This window comes from Coxiella-like endosymbiont, assembly GCF_002871095.1.
In the GTDB taxonomy this organism is placed as follows: Bacteria; Pseudomonadota; Gammaproteobacteria; order Coxiellales; family Coxiellaceae; genus Coxiella.
The window spans coordinates 1-22,889 of sequence record NZ_NSHJ01000116.1; the positions used below are offsets into that span (position 1 = coordinate 1).

Below are 22,889 nucleotides of genomic sequence, written 5' to 3' on the forward strand. Positions count from 1 at the left end.
TAGATAGCGAAAACTATTTTAATCTACTAGCTATCTCTTCCAGAGTAAAAACAGATTATCATTATTTATCGTAAATAAGTTACTTCATGGAAAGATGAGAAATTTTTATAAAGAAAGCAACTTTCTTCTTGCTATCCCGTTTAAATTAAGTTATATTAAAATCTTTAATTTTATAAAAAATATGAAAAAAAAAATTCATCCAAACTATAAAGAAATTAAAGTCACTTGCAGTTGTGGAAATATTTTTTTTATAGGATCAACTTTAGAGAGAGATCTTCATCTGGAAATCTGTTCCGAATGCCATCCCTTTTATACCGGACAACAAAAAATTATTGATACAGCGGGTCGAGTCGAATGGTTTCGAAAGAAATATGCTAAACACGAACCAGTCAATACTGACAAAAAAAATAATTCTTTTAAGCCTTATTAATTGAGAAATTGCAAAAGGTCTATAACGCAAGCAATATCTTTGTTATCATCTAAAGAGTTTTTTATAAAAAAAATCATTTAAATAGCATACTAATACTATGCATCTAAAAGAGCCAATTATTTAACTACATAAAATAAATAACGAAATAGTGTACTTTTTTTAGGGTTGTTTCTTTGAGTGCATTATTAAAATATAAATCATCACATGGAGCAAACACTAAAAAATTACTATAGCCTTTTTGGTCAATTATAATCCAATTGATAATTTTCCGATAGTTTTTAATACTTCTTTTAATAAACCACCTCTAACTTTAAAAATCCTGCTTTTTATCACTAAATTAGCTGAGCTTAAAATAAGTACACCTAGCTTCTCTTAAATTGGTATATGGAGGACAACTTACATTTAAATACACTTCTTCATCATAATCTTGCTATAAGCTATACTTTAAAAAAGCTATAATCGCTTAGAAATCAAATCCATTCATTTATAAAGGCTAAAAAAAGGAGGCTGTTCAAACAAATATTCTAAAAGCTTCTTTTTTTTTAGAAAACCTATCTTAAAATAAAAGCCGTGGGGTAGTTGCTATTTCGTATAAACTAAATAATATACCCACAGCACACAATCTGATGTATTAACATTCGCTAATCTTGAGCAGCACAATTTATTATTAGTAGGATAAAAATAGATTGATTTCAAGCATAATATTTTAGTCATTTTTGAAAATCAATAAAGCTATGGATAAGAAAGAGTATTCGCTTATTCAACTGATTAAAAAATAACCAATTTCCTTTTTTATATGCTTTTTTAATTCTTTATCTAAGTTTTTGCTATATAATCTTTCTCAATAAGACAAGTAATCATATGCCTTTAAAGCTTCATTCAGTAAGGGATATATTAAGAAGACTGTATAAAATCCTAAAGAAAAAAATGTAACTAAAATTAAGTCGTCAAATAAACTCTACTTGATAGAAACCGGGCCTCTATTTAATTCAGTATTTCTAGAGCTAAAATTTTAGATTCATATTTTTGGTCGGTAGGTTTTAGAAAGGTACCATTGCCCCTACTTTTAAATGAACAGACTGCAATCTATAAAATTTATTTTATATGAACTTTCTGGGTTTCAGGAAATTAATGTATTTTTACGTTCTAAAGACTTTTTTCTATGAAAAATTTAAAATTGTTGATAGCAAATATTTTTACTTGAGTAGCATTAACCATAATAACTTAAATTTTTATAAATTATTTTTATAATACATTCTAGGATACAATTCTTAAAACTAATTCAATTAATACCGATTAGACTTTCCCCATTAACGTCAATTATTAAACATTTCTTTCTCGTACAAAAAAGCAAACAAAATATCATTCCTCAGTACTCTGATTGCATTACTTCAAAGTAAGTTACGGAGTTTGTGAGGATACGATTTTTCGAATATACAAATAAGATTTTTTACGTATGTAATCATGATGCTTATTTAATAAATACACTAAGCACAAAAATAAGAATTAGTAATATGAAAATATAAAAATAATTTTTATAAATTTGTTTTACTACTATCATTACGTAATTCAGCTTATTTATCTAAATATAAGCTTTGATAATTATAAGCTACTAGAATTTTACTAGCAATGTAGTCGGCAGTAAAAACGAAATTTTAAATCGTTTAATTTTAACTTTTCTAATATTACCTATCACATCGTTCAACGCCTGATAAATATTTAACAGATCTTGATTAATAAATTTATACCAATTGGATTTTTAGACGTTATCAACTAATTCTTTAGTTGCAATTCATTCTATAACTATTTAAGTATGGTAGAGTTTCATTTCTTAGCTATTTAAGATAAGGTATTTCAGGGACTCACTGAAAAGCAAAGTATAGTTTTATATCTACGTAGTACTATGATTTAAATGATTTCTTTTGAGGTTATCCCTTTTACTACCGAATTATCCACTAGTAAAACAGTTTATTAATAAACTTAGCTTTAATTGCATTGAATTTTAAACGTATTAAACTGCGACAACACCTAAGCGTTTATTATTAGGTATAATAAAGTTTACCCCCCTCAATATAGCAAGTTTTTTAAAACTCTTTTGGAAGAAAAAAATTAAAACCTACCCTAAAGCATGGGCAACATTATAACTTATTTCAAGAATTAGAATTATCTATCAGATCAATCATTATGATTTGGTCTCTCTAATAATCTCTTTTAATCCAAGCATATCTTATAAAAACCTGCTCTTGTATCAGAGGTAGATTATCTAGAATAGAAGCGGAGCAAACCTAAATATACCCAAAATACAAAGTGAATGACTAACTAGTGTATCAAATTCCTCTCGGAGAACTTCTCCTTCTCACTCTAAAATAAATAATCTTATCAGGGACACTCACAACAGCATAAAGCTCATCCAACAGTTCAAAGCCAATAGATTTCTCTTAAAACAATACTTTTTGAATCTAACATGAATTCCAAAACATTTCTGTTATTTTGTTTTCCATAAACTAATCACTAAATAAGTATGAATATCATCAAAACTTATTACACTATAATTATTTTTAGATCATGGCAGTAAAAACTCCTTTGAATTACTTAATATACTTCTTCGTCATTACTTTAAACAATTACTTTAAAAAAGGGACATACGTACAAGAACACTATAATTCATGAGCCATCATGTTGAATAACATTTAAAGTAATATTTAAATAACCTAAATCCATAGGTATTCAATCATTCATAAATTATTTAAAATTCATTAAGTTCCGATTAATTAAAGCTAATCCATGAAAAAAATTGACATCAAAATTATAATTTAGCGGAGAGCATTTCTTTATACCTCTTATCGTATAATAACTAACATCATGTCTAATTCCCATATTTCACAAGAGGTGAAAAAATATATGAGATACATCACTTAACTCATGACCTCATCACTGGATTTTTATAAAAAGCCGATTATTATTACTTCTTATAATAATTGTTATTACTTTTTATAATATTAAATTCATCTTAACCATACATAGTGTTGTAAAATCATTAAAACATTATAGATTAATTGATTTATCTAATTATTAGAAATAATTCTAATTAGAAGAATACTCACACATTACATATCACTTCTATTAATTTTGATTTAATATTAGTTATACCAACTATTAAAAATATTTTTAAGCTGCCAAGGTAAAAACTGATTTAGCCAGATTACTATTGGTTTAAATTTAGACGCTAATTGTGATTGGCTAACTACCGTTCCCCCCTTGATATTACCTACGCTAACGAAGATAAGAAAAATAGAAACTATAAGAAAACCACGTGCTGCTCCAAAAAAAATACCCAACAAGCGATTAGTAATAGTAAGTCCTGTTTTTTTTAAGAGTGCATGTATAATCAAATTAATAAAAATTCCAAAAATAAACACAGCTAAAAATAAAATCCCAAAAGCAACTGCATACCGAATAAAATTCGAATTAATCCACGGACTCAAATGAATTTGAAGAGGTTCTAAAAATTTAAAAACAATAACGATAGACCCTATCCATATTAGTAATGAAATAGCTTCTCGTACGAAACCACGAAAAAAACTAATAATAATCGAGAAAAAAATAATTCCAATAATTATAAAATCAACCCAATTAAAATGTAAAAAAATATTTAAATTCATTTCAGCGCCTATTTAATGAAAACTCTCTCTAAATTATTTTATATCGTTTAATAAAACATTTTAAATGCAATTTTTGTTTTAACTCCTACTGGATTTTAATAATTTTAGCGTAATCAATGAAAAGACCTACAAAAATACGGCTGACTTTTTTCCTTCGTTACTCTGACGAGTATAAGCATCAAACCCGTTTACTTGCACTTGTTTAAGTAATCGTTTTACATTGTCTTGATTGATAAAAATGGCTACTTGAATTACCCAAGCGTTAAGAATACTCTTAGAGAATAATAAAGTATCTGACAAATGATATTTTTTTACAAATACTTTTTCCTTAATTACCTGATGTTTTTTAGAAACATTAAATTCATGGTTTTGAGTAAATGAAATTTTAATTTGTGAAATGGTAACAGGTTTGAGTTTCGCTGGACATTCTGAGCAAACTCTAGAGAAGAAGAGTAGCGTGGGTGATTCTAAAATCAAGAGAATAGTCGTCTTTTCTTTTGATTTTGTTGGAATTGACTCTAAAAGAGTAGGCATTACCTTTAAAGTTGCCTTTTCTTCTAAGATTGTAGGCTCTGAGAATTGCAAGTGTACTTCAAGTTTATCTGCTCTGCTTTCGGGAACTATCCTCAGCATTGATAAACCCCTGGTTGGGTGTGGATTATGAAATAACAATGCTATAAAAACTACTCCTCCCACAAAAAAATAACTACCACTCCAATTAATCGTTGTTTAATTTTAATTTCGATGATTTTGGCCTCGGGACATATATTGTTTAACTATAGCAACTGCATAAAAAGAACCAAAAACTACAATCCTATCCTGCTTTTGACACTGTGCAATTGCGTTTTTAAACGCTTCCTTAATCGAAGTAAAATTATAACAATTTTTAACACCTTCTGCCTTCAAAGTTTTTAGCAACTTTTCACCTAAAGCACCACGTATTCCTCCTATATCACCTACATACCAATAATCAATACAAGGCAGCAAAGGAGAGAAAGTACCTAAAATATTTTTATCTTTTAACATTCCCACTACTGCAAACGTTCGCCCTGAATGAGAAGAACAATAAATCTGTTCTGCTAAATAATGGGCCGATTGCGGATTATGTGCCACATCAAAAATAACAGAAAGGGGCTGTTCCAGTCGTTCAATACGACCAGGTAGAGTAGCTTTTTGAATACCGGCTATAATAGCTAATTTCTTGACAGGTAAACGATTTTGTAAGTAAGTTACTACCATCAAACTAGTAGCTACATTTTGTATTTTTAATCGGGGTAAAGGTAAAGCATCATAATGAATTTTAGGTCCTTGCCACTTCCAGGTTTTTTCATATTTGATTATGGAGAAATCTTTCATAAATTGGAAAATAGGGGCTTGCAAGAGTTGAGCCTCTTTAAGAAGACTCTTCGGTGGATAAGGGTCACCGCAAATCACAGGGCAGTGTGTCCGAAAAATTCCTGCTTTTTCGCGTCCAATAGACTCTCGATCACTTCCTAACCAATCTGTGTGATCTATATCAATTGTAGTAATAACTGCAACGTCTGGATCAATGATATTCACAGCATCTAACCTCCCTCCCAATCCTACTTCTAATAAGAAAATATCCAATGTTAATTTTTTACAAATATAAAAGCAGGCTAAAGTGGTGAATTCAAAAAAGCTAAGAGGTTTCTGATTACGATTTTCTTCAATAAACGTAAAAGCTTCAATAAAATCACTATCAAGCATCGGTTCACCATTAAAACGCAAACGTTCGTTAAAACATAATAAATGGGGCGAGGTATAAGCGGCTACTTGATAGCCAGAAGCAAGATAAATACTTTCAAGGGATTTAATTACAGAACCTTTCCCATTTGTTCCTGCTACAGTGATGACGGGACATGAAAAAGTAGTTAACTCTAATTTTTTTGCTACCTGGATAATGCAAGATAAACTTAAATTAATTTCACGATCATGAAGTGTGTTAATATAATCCAACCAATCATTCATCTCTCGTGAAATCGTCACTTTAATTCTCCTATTTCCGAAGCCTTCATTATTAATACTTGTGTCAAGTGAGCTCTAACAATTAATCAACAGAACTTTAAATTAAATTATTTTTACGGGTTCCAGATCCGGAAGAGCTCGGTAGGTTAATTTAGCAATTAGAGATGCCACAGTCGATCTTAATTCACGACGATCCACTACCATATCAATAGCCCCATGCTCTAACAAAAATTCGCTACGTTGAAATCCTTCTGGAAGGGTTTCTCGAATAGTTTGCTCAATGACGCGTGGGCCTGAAAATCCAATCAATGCATTAGGTTCAGCAATGATAATGTCACCCAACATGGCCAAACTAGCAGAAACCCCTCCCATAGTGGGATCCGCTAATATTGAAATAAATGGAATTTGCTGTTTAGCTAACTGTGCCAATATAGCGCCTGTCTTGGCCATTTGAAACAAAGAAAATAGCCCTTCCTGCATTCGAGCTCCTCCGCTTGTTGAAAAACAAATAAATGGCCTTTCTTCATCCATAGCTGTCTTTGCACTCTTTACAAATCGCTCACCTACAGCAGTGCCCATCGAGCCCCCGATAAAAGTAAAATCAAACCCTGCAGCAACAATGGGAATGCTATAAAGATTGCCTTTATAAACGACTATAGCTTCTTTCTCTCCGGCTGCTCTTTGAGCAGCATGAAGCCGATCTTTGTATTTCTTTGAATCACGGAATTTAAGGCGATCAGTTGGTATGATGTTTTCACCTATTTCTTGTTGTTCCCCCTCATCTAAAAATTGCATTAAACGTTTTCGAGCATTAATACGGATATGATAATTGCACTTAGGACAAACCTCTAAATTTCGCTCTAACTCAGCACGATAAAGAACTGCCATACAAGAAGGGCATTTATCCCAAATTCCTTCTGGCACTCCTTTTTTTGTACGTGTAGAAATTCGAGGCAATAATTTTGTAAACCAATTCATTTTACCTGAACCTTACTTAATTGTAGCCATAAAGGTTCAAACGGAGTCCGAGGTAATTTAAATTCTTGAGGATACTTTACTTCTACCAAATATAATCCATTTGGCGACATTGTTAGTCCTCCTTGACGACGATCTTTAGCGTTTAAGACAACTTCCGCCCATTCTAGGTCTTTCTCTCCACTACCAATAGCAACCAACACTCCTACAATATTACGTACCATATGTAGCAAAAAAGCATTACCTTGTACCTCAATCACTACCATACACTGAATTCGAAAAATTTCTATCTGAAAGATAGTGCGCACCGAAGTTTGTGATTGGCAACCAGCTCCTTGGAAAGATCGAAAATCGTGTTCACCAATGAAATATTGCACAACTTTTCTCATTCGATTTTCATCCAAAGGCCGGTAATACCAACTTACCGCTTTACGTAAAATACCTGGCCTAATTTCATGATTATAAATCACATAATGATATTTTCTCGCTTGAGCAGAAAATCGAGCATGAAAATTTTTATCTACTTCCTTAGCCCATAAAATGCTAATGTCAGAAGGAAGTTTACTATTAGCACCGAAAACCCAAGCATGTTCACTGCGATAAGCAGTGGTATCAAAGTGCGCCACTTGCCCGCTCGCATGTACTCCAACAACAGTTCGACCAGCACAAAACAGCGAAACAGGATGATTAGCTACCGCCGATAATGCTTTTTCTACTTCCCCTTGGACGGTTCTAAACTCTTCTTGAATTTGCCAACCGTGATAAGCAGATCCATCATAACAGATTCCCAAAGCAATACGAGCCATACTCTAAGCCGCCCCGATAGGAAACTTTTTTAACAGTTCTTCTGCTCCCTTTTTCTGCTCTTTATTTTTGCTTTGAAGAACTTCGTTTAACACCTTTCTTACCGCCTCCTAATCCTCTATAACGATATACCTTTGAGCTAAATTAATTGTTCTGGGAATATTTTCCGAACTAACTACCCATATGTAATCATACGCTACCTCAATGTATCTTCTACTTTCCCACCTCAAGAGATTATTCTTGCTCATTTCACGATTATTCCCTTTGTTTTTTAAACTAGGCTAATAAAATAAATCTAGGTTAATAATAACAATATGTTAACTACTCTCTACATATCAACATTTAAAACCCACTAGGTCCAAGTGCTTTTTAAATGAAGCAACTTAGAAGCTGGAATACTTAATTTTAGTTCTTAAAGTTTAAAATGTGGATCATTCTGATTGGGTTTCTTTTGTTCACTGAAATAACTCCTGATTAAAAATTTTCTGGCTTTTTCCAAATTTTGTATTCGTTGTTGAAGACATTGTATGTTGCTACTTAAAATAATAAGTTATTTATTAGTTTGTTGCTGAAATTGTAAATTATTTTGATCAAGTTGATCAACTTGTATCAACTTTCCTGGCGGCTGCTTACAGAAGCCTGACTCAACGACGTAATAATTGAATCTGAAATATCGTCATTAATTTGAAAGAGACATCATAGCTTGTCTGTCAAAGGAACCAATATTTTTAACCGTATGTTGGTTCAGACTAGCATCCTGAATAAATACTGTGCTTGCTTTACTGAATTAGCAAATTTTTCCCCGAAATCTTTTTAGGAAGTTTCAGTTGAAAGAAGACAATAAATTGAAAGGGTTTGGATGTCGGTCTCTTTAAAAAAAATATATGAGTGTAATTTCTTCTCCTCCCCGATCTCAGAATCAATTACATTGGTAATCAGTGCAGTTAAAGCAAAGTTAAATTAAAAATATCACAAAGACTAAGATACCCTTTCACTTTTTCCCGTGATTTTTATTTAACTAACTCCAAACTATACCAAATTCCTCAATGATCAGATAGTTTGTTCATCTTAGAAGCTAACTAGTCTCGTTCTCTTTCCTAAAGATTGTTATAATTGAACTATATTATATTTCCTTCACTACTGTTTAACACAACCTCCCGCAGTTATACCTACTTAAGTGTCATTAGGTCCGGCTATGCAGTTCTACTAATCAATCCTTTATTAAAATAAGTTCTTTTTATATTTAACTTTTTGAAATATTCAAATTAGTACTTAGGTTAGAGAAATAGTACTTATATTTAAAATGCATACTCATACCCACTATAGCACCATAACAGGAAAGCAACTGGATCACTCTAAAATAAATTTTAAAATCAAATCGCGATGGGTTACAAACAAGCACAGCTTAAATGTAATCTTTTAATATTAAAATTAAAGAAGGCAAAATATTACTATCAAAGAAATAAAATTAGAGACTCTTTATCCTTAGAAATGCCCCTATAATTCGTATAGTTATATTTTTATGCACAATCGAATATTTACTGATGAAACCCTACTAATTCATAGGATAGAACATAGAGCTGGAGAGAACATAGAGCTTTTTAAGAAGTTGACTTGTATCAACACAATATGAGAGTCTCTTTGTTTAAGCCGCTTAAGTTACCTGAGAAAATATTAGTTTATCCTTCCCACACGATTTTTACAGGAAGAAAAATACTATCAATACTTAATTTTAGAATTAAGTAATTTTCAAGAATATGCTAATATTATTAATTCAGTAATTTAATAAAATTAGCAATAATAAATCTCACTACTGTATTGTGGTTAATTGACGTTGTAAAAAATTCATAAAATCCCTTGTTCCCGTTGCCATAAGTATTATCACTTGATCATCTTAAGCCTAAGATTTAGCTTAACTGTAAAATCTACGCCACTAGGGTTCGTAAATATTGATACCACAACTAACCTAACTTTAAATAATCTAAAAATACTCGTTTAGATTCTCAACTTCCAAGATCTCAAATTTCTTAATTATACTCGATTTAGTAATAAAAGTATCCCCATCTTTAAAAAGATACATCAATAAAAAGATTACTAAATTCCTTTAATTACTCTCAGTTTTTTTCGTCATTCTATCTTTTCAGGAAACGTTGTCTTATCTTTTTATAAATAAAATACAAATTATTGTTTCCATAATATGGATTATCTTGATCAACATTAGCGGAATGACATGAAAAATTAGGCTTCAATTCCTTGATAACTCTAATTCACTAGGAATTTCATACCAGTAAAATGCAACAATTCAGCAATTGTATTTTTACAAGTAAACACACTAAAGTTCTATAAAACAATTTAACCTTCATAATCAAAATTATGAACTTAATTCACACTCCTCTGCACTATATGTCAATTAAAAAATTGTAGACCCTTATAAAATAGTAAAACGTACAACTACATCAATAGCAGAAGTCGCTCTAAAAATAGAAGTTCATAATAAAAACTCATCTATTTTAGTCTTGCCCAGGATTTTCCTGTCTATAATTTTTTCTAATATCAATTATTTTATATTGATTACTTAGTTCTCATTCTCTCCGTATCGCTGGTTATTTTTAGATCGCATAGTAATTAAATAAACTTTATCACTTACCTACTTAAGTTTTGAATGTTCTATTTATTAATACTTACACAACAAATAATCCCAAAATTTACTCTAATTAGCTTATACACCTCTTCAAACCATGACTGCAGTAAAATACATACATATTGGTCATTACTAGAATTCATTACTTAGCTTTAATTTTTATTTTTTAATGCTGGCTTACTGAAAGACGAATTAAATTAGCGGTAATTAATTTCATCAAATCAATTGCCAAAAAAGATTTGTTATTTAAAGCAAAATCTTTGATTTCACCTAAACGATTAATCACAATAACGGTACTTTCATCAGATTCAAATGCTTTTTCCGAATTCAGTACAATCATATCTAAATTTTTGTCTTTTAATTTTATTTTCGCATTTTCTAAGTGATTTTCAGTTTCCAACGCAAACCCCACTATGAAAGGTTTGTTTAATAAGCCACCTACTTCTAATAGAATGTCGGGATTTCTAACTAAATTAAGAGTTAAATTAATTTGAGATTTTTTTATCTTTCTAGTTAATTTTGTTTCTGAACGATAATCGCTTACAGCTGCCGCACTGATAAATAGATCATAATTTGAAATTCCCTTCATCACCGCTTCAAACATTTCTTGTGCAGTGACGACATCAATACGATTAATCATTTTAGAAAGGGATAAGTTAGTTGGTCCACTGATTAAAGAAACTTCAGCACCCATCTCAGTAGCTATCTCTGCTAAAGCATAACCCATTTTTCCAGAACTTCGATTAGTGAGGTAACGCACAGGATCGATGGCTTCGTGCGTGGGACCTGCTGTTATAAGCACACGCTTACCCATCAAAATTTTTTCAATAGGAGGCTCTTCCAAACAACTGATTAATTCTTCAGGCTCTAGTAATCGCCCTGGACCATAATCTCCGCACGCTTGAAAACCAATTCCTGGCCCAAATATTTTAATTCCATATGTTTGCAACCGTTTAATATTTGCTTGAGTGATTTTATTGAGCCACATTTGTTGATTCATGGAAGGAGCCACCGCGATAGGCACTTTTGCTGCTAGACAAAGGGTTGTTAGTAAATCATCCGCATGGCCATAGGCTAAACGTGCAATAAAATCTGCGCTGGCAGGCGCTACAAGTATTTGCTCACACCAACGAGCGAGTATAATATGCTCCATCCCGGAGGAGGTACACTCTGAAGAAAATAACTCACTAACCACCGGATATCCTGAGACTGCCTGTAAAGCCAATGGTCCAATAAAAGCTTTTGCTGCTGACGTCATGACGACTCGAACTAACGCCCCACGCTCCCGTAATTGACGGACTAATTCAATACTTTTATAAGAAGCAACAGTACCTGTGATACCAAGAAGGATTTTTTGATGTCTTAACATAGATGGGAAACAAGATAACCTTATCCACTGAGTTTTATCAAGCAGAATCCCAGCACCCAGTTTTACTCTCTCATTAGCTTACTTCATTTTAACTGTTCACACCTAAATTTTAGTTCTTCATAGTACACATTTTTTTAAAGGTCTTCTTTTAAACAATGAATTAAGAAGTGGTTAAGATAAGGTGGGTTCGGGAGAAAGTGCAGAAAATGAAAACTATCAAATCTTTTTTATGCTTAAATTCTGAGCCTAATGCTAATTTAGCTCTTATTTCGAATTTTAATTCTAGTTTTAATTTAATTTAACATAATAAGGAAGCAAATTTCTTCCATTTCAAAATACAGATCTCCGTCTTGGTAAAGTTAAATTAAACACCCTTTAACAGTAAGGACTTCCTCTAAAATTTCAAGTTCCAATAAATTTTTAATTGCTTCTTTTTTATTGTCTCATTAGTAGGCTACCTTACCCTATTAAAAATTTTCCTTATTTTTCGTTTAGTTTCTTGATCACAGGATAAAGATTACCAACCCCATTTTAAAAAAAATTAGATAAAAAGGAACACTTGATCAAGCAAATATTTTATTGTATTTTTAAGTTTGCTGAATAGTTTCCCTAAAAAATAGATCTTATCATCTTTTCTTGGATAGAAAATTGTTCTTTCTCACTTAGGAAAAGCTATTAGTTGCCAAAAATTTAAATAATTCTCATTTAGTTGAAAACTAATTTTTTCTATAACAAAGTTAACCATCCACCCTCCCCCCTTTAGTATCTGAAAGGGTCTATAATCACGATCTCTATTTTTTTCTATATCGAGGTCGGCAATAATTTTTTGATATCAAGTTATGTTGAAAATTGGAACTGGTACTACTAGAGCCAAAGAATGAATAAATTTTTTAGAGGCTATTACAAGAAATCTTTTTTATTACTTTCTAATAGTACATAAACTTCGCTCTTAAAGCGAGATAGAGAACTATAAAATAACTATATTAAAAAAATCTTCGAACTTCATAAATAAAAAAAATTCTATCCCCATCCTTTCACAGGGATATTCAAGGAATAAGGGATTGTTCTGGATAGATAAAAACAAACTTTAGTAGCTATTTTACCGACCAGTGTTGTTGTTCATATTTTTTTAAGAATTTTTTATGAAGATAAATAACTTGCAGCATAACTTCTAGTAATTCATCATCCGTAACAAATTGTAAATCCAGTTCTAAACTAAATTTAAGAGGTGGGGTTAAAATAACATTTCCATCACTGCCTTACCAAGCTCGAATATTGTAAGCTGTTTTCCATGGAAGATATTTACAAGTCAATCATATGATACCGTAAGTGTTACCCAATAATCATACCTTCATAAACCAAATTGCTGTAGTCCAATAAACAAATCTCCTTGTGCTTGTAAATTCCAAAGAGCATATACCGTGTAAGCAATACCTTGTCTATTAGAAATTATTACCCCACAATTACGTGTTTGCAAAAACTCCTTGATCATTAAATCATAATTATCGAACATGTGATACATAACGTCTAAACCCGATGTTAAATTCAAAAATTGAGAATGAAATCTCATTAAACCCCGTAAACCCCGCGTTTGGAATTATATAATCCAAACGCACTCTTCATATCCTATCCAGAATTATATTGTTTAAATCCCCCCTTTACGTTTTACTAAATTTTGGATGATATTTTCTTGATGTACTTCTTCTATATCCAATACTAAATTTCTATATCCAATACTAAATTTTTAAATGGCTCACACTATACTTCATAATAAATTTTTTAATTATTTTAGGACATGAAGCCACAAACTCATAACTTTTATAACAGATATCTTCAATCAATATTGATAACTGAAGCTCACCTCTTCCAGAAACAATCAACTTCTCTGCATTAGAGTCTGACATATCTAGCAAAGATACATTACTAATTAACTCCCTGTCCAACTGTTCTTCAATTTGACCATTTGTGAAAAATTTCCTTCATAACCCACAAAAGGTGAATTTTTAACTTTAAAAGTCATACTAACTGTTGATCTATTCACAGTAAGAGCTAGCAAAGCTTCCGAGTATTTTAGATATGTAAAGAATATCTAAAATGCGCAAATTTTCAATACCTATAGCTACCACGATATCACACCAACGGTGTAACCGTTACCAATCTCAACTCTTTATAGCCCTAAGAATTAAAACAGCTGAAAAATTCGACTAGAAAACGCTTATTATCTTCACAGTAAATCATAATTACTGTTGTATTTCGACGTATACAGTACCACGTTTTGAATCCGTCCAATCTCAATCTCTCCCCCACATAACTCGAATACTTTAATAAGTAAAGTTACGTTTAAAAAAAAACAATTTAAATCAACTTTAGGCGGTTCTACCTTCGACAGAATTATTTCAAAAATTAGCTCCTTATATCTAAAGAAGTTACTAAAAGATTCAATGTAGCATAGCCTTTTAAAGTTGATCTATAAACAACTGGAAAATCGCATTGATCATTGAGTGCATCCAGGTTTACAAATAAATCAAAAACTTATTTAACCATCCAATCAGTGTGTATTCTAGGGCAATCTATTTTTATTCATCACTACAATTGGTTTTACTACCCCCCACGCAAAAACTTTTCAAGTTACAAAACGTGTTTGGAGCATAGAGCCTTCAACTACATCTACCATCAATAAAACAAAATCTATCACCGATACAATACGTTCTACTTCAGCACCAAATGACATAACCCAACGTATCAACTATATTTATACAATAATCTTTCCACTGAATAGTGGTGTATTTTTACAAAAATAATGATACCACCTTGTCGCTCCTAGATTATTAAAATTCATCATCTGCTTAATGGACTTTATTCGATCACTTAGACTCCCCAATTGCTAAAGCGACTAATCAACTAAGGTAGTTTTGCCATGCTTAACATGAGTAATCATAATATTATGAATATTTTTTTATCATAAAATACCTTAATCTTTACAAAAAAAGAATCGAATTCAAGAAAAGTATCCTCTTTTAATAAAAATAATAAATCCTGGATTTTTCTAGCATCAAATAAAGTTTACTACTAATGAAATGTGCCATCAGAAAAAAAGTTTTCATTAATTAATACCTCTGCTATTTGAATAGCATTAAGTGCAGCACCTTTTCGGATATTATCAACCACTATCCAAAAATTTACTCCATTAGGATGAGAAATATCTTTTCGAATACGTCCAACAAAAACTGCATCAGAATTAGCAGCATGACTAATTGGAGTCGGATAGGAATTATTTTCATCTACTACAATAATCCCCGGTGCTTGGGCCAAACATTCTCTAACTTCTTCAAGTGTGATAGGATGGCGTGTTTCGATATGCACAGCTTCAGAATGACCAAAAAAGACAGGAATACGAACAGCTGTAGGGTTAACCCACAAATTAATATCACCCATTATTTTTTGGGTTTCCCAAACCATTTTCATTTCTTCTTTTGTATATCCATTTTCATAAAAAACATCAATGTGTGGAAGGGCATTGAATGCAATTTGCATAGGAAAAATAATAGATTTTTTGATAGGCTCACCATTTAACAAATTGACCGTTTGTTCTGCTAACTCTCGAATAGCTTGTCGACCCGCTCCTGAAACAGATTGATAAGTGGCAACATTGACTCGAGTAATTCCTACTGCATCATAAATAGGCTTTAAAGCTACCACTAATTGAACAGTAGAACAATTCGGGTTAGCAATGATATTCCGATTATGATACTTTTCCAAAGCAGAAGGATTTACTTCTGGCACTACTAAGGGGATATCATCCTCATATCGAAAATGGGAAGTATTATCGATCACAATACATCCTGTTTCTGCGGCCCGCGGTGCATATTCAGCCGACCTTTCAGCCCCTGCTGAAAAAAAGGCAAATTGGACCCTGGAAAAATCGAATTTTGCTAAATTACAAACTGTTTTTTGCTGCTTACCCAAAAATACCCTTTTCCCTTCTGATTGCTGACTCGCAATTGGATATATTTCTCCAACAGGAAAGTTTCGTTCGTAAAGGAGTTGGAGGATTGTTTCTCCAACTATTCCTGTTGCTCCTACTACAGCAATATCATAAAACACAGTCATTTTTTACTTCCTCAACGCTTCATAAATTTTGAGCCTTATGTCGTAGATAGTGATCCATTAAAACCAATGCCAACATACCTTCAGCAATAGGGATAGCACGAAGTCCCACACAAGGGTCATGACGACCCTTAGTAATCAGTTCCGCTTCTTTTCCTTTTACATCAAAAGTTTTTCCGGGAATCCGGATACTCGACGCCGGCTTAAAAGCAAGGCTTACCATGATATCCTGACCCGATGAAATACCTGCTAATGTTCCTCCAGCGTGATTAGATAAAAATCCTTTTGTATACATCTCATCGCGATGAATTGATCCTTTTTGTTTAATTACCGAAAACCCGTCTCCAATTTCTACTCCCTTTACTGCGTTAATCCCCATCATGGCAGAAGCGATCTCAGCATCTAACTTATCAAATACAGGCTCTCCTAATCCTATAGGAACTCCTTTAGCCACCACGTTAACCCGAGCTCCAATTGAATCCCCTTGACGTCGCAATTCCATGATGAATCTTTCAAGTTCGGGAATTTTATCTTCATCAGGAAAGAAAAAAGGATTATTTTCTATCAAAGAAAGATCAATTTTTTTTGCTTGAATAGGCCCTACAGCAGCAGTATATCCTTGAATGTGGATTTGTAATTTTTCTTGCAAATACTTTTTAGCAATAGCACCAGCAGCAACTCGCATTACTGTTTCTCGAGCTGAAGCACGTCCCCCACCGCGATAATCTCTAAATCCATATTTCTTAAAATAGGTATAATCTCCATGCCCCGGACGAAATAAGGATTTTATTTCTGAATAATCCTGAGGACGCTGATCCGTATTTTTAATGAGTAATGCAATCGGTGTGCCTATGGTTTTTCCTTCTAAAATACCTGATAGTATTTTGACTTGGTCAGTTTCTCGTCGTTGTGATGTGAAGGGTGACTGACCAGTTTTACGTCGATTAATTTCCAGCTGGATATCTTGTTCGCTTAAGGCAAGGCCAGGAGGGCACCCATCCACAATAGCTACTAACGCTAAACCATGGCTTTCACCAGCAGTAGTGACAGTAAATAGTTTTCCAAAGGTATTTCCAGACATCGCATTTTAATAGCATTAATACTATAAACTGTCCATATCAAAAGAAAAGCTAAATTCATTCCTTATATTCCTGGTTTTAGAATTTACAGAAAACTGTGAGGTATATTATATAAGCTTAACTATTTTCCAGATAAAATAAAGCATTATAATTATGGCAAAAAAATCACTAAACTTAAAAGAAATTAATTGATTTTGTAAAAACCTCAAAGAAATCCAGCTTCTCAAACATGATTAACATTCAGTACAGAGCCCAAAAAACTTCCATCTTAGTCTCACAAAAAATTACTCTTGCCTCAAGTGAGCATACTTATCTTGATACAAATGATTTACTGATACAAAAGATTTGATATACTTTAAAAAAGTCGGTTTACCACATAAATTAATTTAAAGTTTAAGGAGAGGATATCTATCAATTAAAGCTACTATTGATTTAAGTCAAAAAACAATCGACGAAACTGTTAAAACCATCATATATTTTAAACTGCTTAAAAAGTAAAAGATGAATATGGATCATGTACATCATTCATAATACAAATCACTTATCACAATGACAGACAAACCCATCTTAAAAATTTCTTTAAGTAATTAGTTATGTTTTCTAAATAATTGATTACACAATAATACAAAGATTATCGCTTTTCATTCCCCTCCACCCCATTAAGGGGGTACACGCATATTAATTTTTAATTAAAACATATAAAGAAATTATGAAAAATAATGTCATGATCATGAGTATTTAAGAATCTTTTGCTGCAATTCGAAATTAACTCACTAATGCTATCGTTAATGAATTAAGCTCTGATTAAGTAGTAGTATAATCTCCTAAGATTTTCATTATAAAGATCTTAGGAGACACTTTTTAAAGAAAATGTAAAAAATTAATGATGACTACCTAACTGTACTAGATCATGAATTTCTTTACCAACCTTTTTATAATTATAAAAAGGGTAGACTATCCAAATACCTTGTTACAATCATCACAAGCCTTTATAATGAAAGAAAACTAACATAATCAATTGAACAACACCTGACATGTGATGTTTCAGTCAACATCACATTATTATACTAGAAATACTAGAAGGAATTTTATTATGCATTCAATCTAAAATTATAAGAAATCATGGATATTCAGAGTTTTTATAGATACACTTTTAGATATTGACCTATTACGACATTTACAGCGAGATATCATTCAATAAGCAAGATCTCTCTTTCTAGAGAGTATAATAAACTCAATACCAAAGAATTTATTTATCTTAATATACCCCCCCCGTTAATTTGTTTATAATATACCGTTAATTTGTTTATACAGCTTTCTTAAGTGTTATATAGAGATTATTCTTCGTTGAAGAAGGTGACAATCATATTGCGATTCAAATGATTTAAGCTAACATTCAAGAATTACTTGCCAAGCAGAAAATAGTATAATTTTAAAAAAAATAAATTAAAGAACTTCTTACGCAGCTCAATACACTCTCATCAATTCTATTAATTGAATATAAAAACATCAGTAAAATAAATGAAGTTGTTATACCAATCAAAAGTTTAAAAGATTTTTTAGAAGAAGAGTTAAGGTAAAATATATAACGATTAACCATTCACCTGCTTATACACTAGATAAGAAATTTCTAAAATTTTTAATCTATCAGCTAAAAAACTAGTAAAAACTTGTAATCATTAAAATTAACAATAAATTCAATATGGTGGTCAATCCCTTTTACCGGAGACAATAAATATTAAAATTAATTTCTAAAAATTAAAAAAACTTATTCACGCTACGAAAAGTTGAGTTTTCAAATGGATAGAAACTTCAAAAAGAAGTGCCTGACTATGTAACTTGGGAGCTATGTTACTTTTTGGCAATTGATGTGCTATAGGTAGATATATATATTGTAAAAAATCTATCAAAATGAGCATGAAATCGTTTTTAACGCAAGAAGGTGCTCTCAATTAATTAAAATAACTTGAGAAAATGATGAAAAATTAGCAAATTTTAAAATTATTTCTTGATAATTAAGCTACTATCTTTTTAACTAAACTTTGAAATTGAACACTAGAAGGAACTTTGTGACCAAGAAACCAATCATAAAGCAAAAGATCTGGTTCATCGAGGAGACGATTAAATATTTTTTTTTCCTTGGCCGTCAAAATTTGAAATTGATCTTCATAAAATCGCTCCAACAGGATATCTAATTCTAGTATTCCACGACGACATTTCCATTTAACTTTTCTCGCTTCCAAAAATTTAGTCATTTTATTTTTCTCTAAATTGAACACGTTGAGTTATTTTACACAATAATTCGTAGCTAATAGTAGCAGCTTGTTTAGCTATTTGTTCGACAGGTAAGCCATGCCCCCACAAAACTACCTCATCACCAATTTTAACCTTTGACTCACGGCCTAAATCAATGGCAATCATGTCCATAGATACCCGACCAATTAACGGACATATTTTTCCATGCAACAATGTTGGTGTACCACAGGGAGCGTGACGTGGATATCCATCACCATAACCAATACCAACAATACCAATAGATGTATTTTTGGAAGAACGCCATGTACACCCATAACCCACTACTTCTCCTGGAGAACAATCTTTAATGGCTATGATTCTCGCAGATAAAGTCATTACTGGTTTTAAATTTTGTTTCGCCCCGGTCTCCCAAGAAAAAGGCGACACCCCATACAAGATAATACCAGGGCGGATCCAATCCAAAAAAGCAGTAGAATAACTTAATATACCTGCTGAATTTACAATACTTTTAGGAGCGTCTCTATCTTTAACAATTTGTTTAAATTGATTAATTTGCCATTTGGTAAACAACCGATCTTTATTATCAGCATCAGCTAAATGAGTCATTAAGCCAATTGGTTTTTGTACCAACGGGCAAGTAGATAAACGTTCATAAGCAGAAGCTACTTTTTCTAGGGAAAAACCTAACCGATGCATTCCCGTATCGATCTTCAACCAAACTGGTAAAGGAGAAGAAATTTTATTTTTTTCTAAAAGATTCAATTGATGGGAATGGTAAATTACTGCTACCAATTTATAATGAATAAATTCTTTTAACTCTTCTTCATCAAAAAAGCCACGCATAACAACAATTGGCCTTTCAATCCCGTTTTCCCGCAAAATTAACGCCTCATCAATACACGCCACACCAAAAGCATTCGCTAAGGGAAGCGTTTTAGCAACCCGAACTAATCCATGGCCATAACCATTACTTTTAATCATAGCTAAAACAAACGATTGAGGAGCAATTTCTTTTATCCGAGAAAAATTATGTTTGAGTGCTTGTAAATCGATAGTAGCAACTGCTCTTCCTACTCGATTCACACTTGTGCTCCAAAAGTTGATCCTTGTAGCACGCTTTCATGAGAAAAATTATCAAAGCGAGTATATTGCCCCCGAAACGTGAGTATTACCTTGCCAATAGGACCATTCCGATGCTTTGCAATAATAATCTCTGCTTTACCTTTATCAGGAGAATCTTCATGATACACCTCATCACGATAAATAAAAGCAATGAGATCAGCATCTTGTTCAATTGCACCTGATTCACGCAAATCCGACATCACTGGACGTTTATCTGTACGAGCTTCTAAACTACGATTCAGCTGAGATAAAGCGATAACAGGAATATTTAATTCTTTTGCTAGCTCTTTTAAAGAACGGGAAATTTCAGATATTTCTATACTACGGTTTTCACGATTGTTGGGGACATGCATTAATTGAAGATAATCTACAGCAATCAAAGCCAGTCCTCCATGTTCACGAGCTAAACGTCTTGCTCGTGAGCGAATCTCTCCGGGACTTAAACCAGGGGTATCATCAATAAATAATTTAGTTTCTGAAAGCATTTCAATGGCATGAGTAATTCGAGGCCAATCATCCTCTTTGAGTTGGCCCGTGCGCACTTTATGCTGATCGATACTTCCCAGAGATGAAATCATCCTCATAACCACTGCTTCAGCAGGCATTTCCATACTAAAAACCAAAACTGGCACACTTTCTTTTATAGCGGCATGTTCAGCAATATTCATCGCTAATATAGTTTTCCCCATAGAGGGGCGGCCTGCAATCACAACTAAATCTGCTGATTGTAATCCAGAAGTTAATTGATCTAAATCCACAAAACCTGATGAAAGACCTGTGAGCGCTCCATCGGAATGATAGAGCATATCAATTCGATCCGTAGCCTTGAGCAATAAGGTGCTAATTGGTACAGGTCCAGCTCCCCGAGAGCGACTTTCAGTAATATTAAAAACCCTTTGTTCTGCTTTATCGAGTAATTCTTTAATGTCACGGCCATCAGGGTTAAAACCATCATGCGCAATATCCGTTCCAACTTCAATTAATTGTCGTAAAATAGCTCGTTCCCGAACAATATCTGCATAAGCAACAATATTTGCAGCACTAGGTGTATTTTTCGCTAATTCATACAGATAAGCTTCTCCAAGAGTATTTAATCGATTTTTCGCTTTTAGTGCTTCTGATATAGTTAATACATCCAAAGGCTTACGTTGATCAATCAAGTATGTCATCATTTCAAAAATTGCCTGATGATCGGATCGGTAAAAATCTTTGGCAGTTATTCGGTCTATAATACGATCCCAGGCACGATTATCCAACATTAAAGCACCGAGTACAGATTGTTCCGCCTCTTGAGAATGAGGTGGAATTTTAGGAGGTAAATCTTTATGTTTCTGACGTAGTGGCATTGGCACTAGTGTAGCATTCCAACTCTCTTTCCTGCAAAAATTCCTCATCCATTAGGAAATTCAATTAAATTGAAATTAAAGGTATAAATTAAATAACCAAAGAACAAGATTTTACGGATGTGAAATCAAACCAGGTTTTCACAAATAAAAATAATTAACTCATTATACAAATCTTTTTCATCATAAAAAAATAAAAAAGCACCTCTTTTACATTAAGTAAACACTAAATCGTCATAAAAAGAGATGAGCATAATTTTTTAACCGACAATTTTTTTAATATTCTTTTTAAGAATATTTTTTAAACTCACAGAACCATGATGAGTAAATCAGTATTCTAACCCTAGCTTATTGACTTTTTAGTTTACAATCTACTTTCTCACCCTCCCCCGCATTCCCCTTTTCTATAGACAACATTAAATTACGATATTGTGAGTGGTGATATATTATAATTATTAGTATTATCATAATCTCAATATTAGTCGAGACTTCCATATATTGCACGAAGCACCAATAATCCAAAGAAAATGTTACTTACTCCACGCTAATTAAATTAAGGTTATAGTACGCATTGATAATGCTAATTATATTAGAGTAAAACATGAAAATATTACTTAGACATTACTATTTAAGTAAAATAGATCATGCTACTTTAAATTATTCAGAAATCACTTTAATTCTTACGGTAATAATAACCTCGCTATGAAGATGAATTGGAATTTCATATTCACCAATTTGACGAATAGGACCTTCAGGTAATCTTATCTCACGTTTTTTAACAACGACACTCTCACTGAAAATTGCTTCAGCAATCTCACGTGATCCCACAGATCCAAAAAGCTTCCCCTCATCACTCGCCTTTACTGAGATATGAAAGATTTTTCCTTCTAATTTTTTTGCACGTATTTTTGCTGTTTCTAATTGTTCTTCTGCTAACTTCTTTAAGTTTGTACACCGTTTTTCAAATGCTGCAATATGTTCTGGTGTGGCAAGAATAGCTTTTCCATAGGGTAATAAAAAATTACGAGCATAACCAGGCTTTACGAATACTTGATCCCCAATGTTGCCCAAATTAGCAACTTTTTTCTGCAAAATAACTTTCATATTCATTGATT

15 protein-coding genes are annotated in these 22,889 nt (G+C 32.3%); 1 reads left to right on the forward strand and 14 read right to left on the reverse strand.

Going from position 1 to position 22,889, the window contains the following annotated elements; genetic code table 11:
• The first annotated feature begins 181 nt into the window (after positions 1-181).
• On the forward strand, positions 182-430 hold the full coding sequence (rpmE, locus tag CLERM_RS02575; protein WP_102157051.1) for a 50S ribosomal protein L31: 249 nt from the start codon (positions 182-184) through the stop codon (positions 428-430).
• A gap of 3,140 nt (positions 431-3,570) precedes the next feature.
• On the opposite strand, the gene CLERM_RS02580 is transcribed toward rpmE, so the two are convergent.
• The 14 genes from CLERM_RS02580 to rplI all read right to left on the reverse strand — a co-directional run bounded on the left by CLERM_RS02580 (position 3,571) and on the right by rplI (position 22,884).
• Positions 3,571-4,092 carry a CvpA family protein gene (locus CLERM_RS02580; protein ID WP_102157036.1) on the reverse strand — a complete coding sequence of 174 codons (522 nt, stop codon included), beginning with the start codon at positions 4,090-4,092 and terminating at the stop codon, positions 3,571-3,573.
• Positions 4,093-4,218: 126 nt separating this feature from the next.
• Positions 4,219-4,725 (reverse strand): SPOR domain-containing protein, encoded by a 507-nt coding sequence (locus CLERM_RS02585; protein WP_104207520.1) that lies wholly within the window; start codon positions 4,723-4,725, stop codon positions 4,219-4,221.
• Between the two features lie 102 nt (positions 4,726-4,827).
• Positions 4,828-6,099 carry a bifunctional tetrahydrofolate synthase/dihydrofolate synthase gene (gene folC, locus CLERM_RS02590; protein ID WP_236905150.1) on the reverse strand — a complete coding sequence of 424 codons (1,272 nt, stop codon included), beginning with the start codon at positions 6,097-6,099 and terminating at the stop codon, positions 4,828-4,830.
• Positions 6,100-6,180: 81 nt separating this feature from the next.
• A complete protein-coding gene (gene accD / locus CLERM_RS02595) occupies positions 6,181-7,056 on the reverse strand; it encodes an acetyl-CoA carboxylase, carboxyltransferase subunit beta (RefSeq protein WP_102157038.1) in 876 nt (291 codons plus the stop codon).
• A complete protein-coding gene (gene truA / locus CLERM_RS02600) occupies positions 7,053-7,859 on the reverse strand; it encodes a tRNA pseudouridine(38-40) synthase TruA (protein WP_102157039.1) in 807 nt (268 codons plus the stop codon). The genes accD and truA overlap by 4 nt, the downstream gene beginning before the upstream one ends.
• Positions 7,860-10,664: 2,805 nt before the next feature.
• A complete protein-coding gene (coaBC, locus tag CLERM_RS02605; RefSeq protein ID WP_102157040.1) occupies positions 10,665-11,867 on the reverse strand; it encodes a bifunctional phosphopantothenoylcysteine decarboxylase/phosphopantothenate--cysteine ligase CoaBC in 1,203 nt (400 codons plus the stop codon).
• 1,094 nt (positions 11,868-12,961) lie between these two features.
• A complete protein-coding gene (locus CLERM_RS04145) occupies positions 12,962-13,108 on the reverse strand; it encodes a hypothetical protein (protein ID WP_338028233.1) in 147 nt (48 codons plus the stop codon).
• A gap of 110 nt (positions 13,109-13,218) precedes the next feature.
• Complete coding sequence (locus CLERM_RS04070) at positions 13,219-13,437, reverse strand: hypothetical protein (RefSeq protein WP_241538087.1); 219 nt, start codon at positions 13,435-13,437, stop codon at positions 13,219-13,221.
• 1,499 nt (positions 13,438-14,936) lie between these two features.
• Entirely contained in the window at positions 14,937-15,977 is a 1,041-nt protein-coding gene (locus CLERM_RS02615; RefSeq protein WP_102157041.1) for an aspartate-semialdehyde dehydrogenase, read from the reverse strand.
• A gap of 19 nt (positions 15,978-15,996) precedes the next feature.
• Positions 15,997-17,055, reverse strand: coding sequence for a chorismate synthase (gene aroC, locus CLERM_RS02620; RefSeq protein WP_102157042.1), 1,059 nt, complete (start codon positions 17,053-17,055; stop codon positions 15,997-15,999).
• A gap of 2,013 nt (positions 17,056-19,068) precedes the next feature.
• Complete coding sequence (locus tag CLERM_RS02625; protein ID WP_102157043.1) at positions 19,069-19,308, reverse strand: FAD assembly factor SdhE; 240 nt, start codon at positions 19,306-19,308, stop codon at positions 19,069-19,071.
• Between the two features lies 1 nt (position 19,309).
• On the reverse strand, positions 19,310-20,392 hold the full coding sequence (gene alr, locus CLERM_RS02630; protein ID WP_102157044.1) for an alanine racemase: 1,083 nt from the start codon (positions 20,390-20,392) through the stop codon (positions 19,310-19,312).
• The gene (gene dnaB, locus CLERM_RS02635; protein ID WP_102157053.1) at positions 20,389-21,777 is read right to left on the reverse strand and encodes a replicative DNA helicase; all 1,389 of its coding nucleotides are present in this window, start codon (positions 21,775-21,777) and stop codon (positions 20,389-20,391) included. Before dnaB ends, alr begins: the two co-directional genes overlap by 4 nt.
• Positions 21,778-22,431: 654 nt before the next feature.
• A complete protein-coding gene (rplI, locus tag CLERM_RS02640; protein ID WP_439952111.1) occupies positions 22,432-22,884 on the reverse strand; it encodes a 50S ribosomal protein L9 in 453 nt (150 codons plus the stop codon).
• Between the last annotated feature and the right edge of the window lie 5 nt (positions 22,885-22,889).

Excerpts from the sequence above, each read along its gene's own strand:
- rpmE (WP_102157051.1), top strand. The coding sequence starts at position 182 with ATGAAAAAAAAAATTCATCCAAACTATAAAGAAATTAAAGTCACTTGC.
- CLERM_RS02585 (WP_104207520.1), bottom strand. The coding sequence starts at position 4,725 with ATGCTGAGGATAGTTCCCGAAAGCAGAGCAGATAAACTTGAAGTACAC.
- truA (WP_102157039.1), bottom strand. The coding sequence starts at position 7,859 with ATGGCTCGTATTGCTTTGGGAATCTGTTATGATGGATCTGCTTATCAC.
- coaBC (WP_102157040.1), bottom strand. The coding sequence starts at position 11,867 with ATGTTAAGACATCAAAAAATCCTTCTTGGTATCACAGGTACTGTTGCT.
- CLERM_RS02580 (WP_102157036.1), bottom strand. The coding sequence starts at position 4,092 with ATGAATTTAAATATTTTTTTACATTTTAATTGGGTTGATTTTATAATT.
- aroC (WP_102157042.1), bottom strand. The coding sequence starts at position 17,055 with ATGTCTGGAAATACCTTTGGAAAACTATTTACTGTCACTACTGCTGGT.
- CLERM_RS02625 (WP_102157043.1), bottom strand. The coding sequence starts at position 19,308 with ATGACTAAATTTTTGGAAGCGAGAAAAGTTAAATGGAAATGTCGTCGT.
- rplI (WP_439952111.1), bottom strand. The coding sequence starts at position 22,884 with ATGAATATGAAAGTTATTTTGCAGAAAAAAGTTGCTAATTTGGGCAAC.
- CLERM_RS04070 (WP_241538087.1), bottom strand. The coding sequence starts at position 13,437 with ATGAGATTTCATTCTCAATTTTTGAATTTAACATCGGGTTTAGACGTT.
- CLERM_RS02615 (WP_102157041.1), bottom strand. The coding sequence starts at position 15,977 with ATGACTGTGTTTTATGATATTGCTGTAGTAGGAGCAACAGGAATAGTT.
- accD (WP_102157038.1), bottom strand. The coding sequence starts at position 7,056 with ATGAATTGGTTTACAAAATTATTGCCTCGAATTTCTACACGTACAAAA.
- dnaB (WP_102157053.1), bottom strand. The coding sequence starts at position 21,777 with ATGCCACTACGTCAGAAACATAAAGATTTACCTCCTAAAATTCCACCT.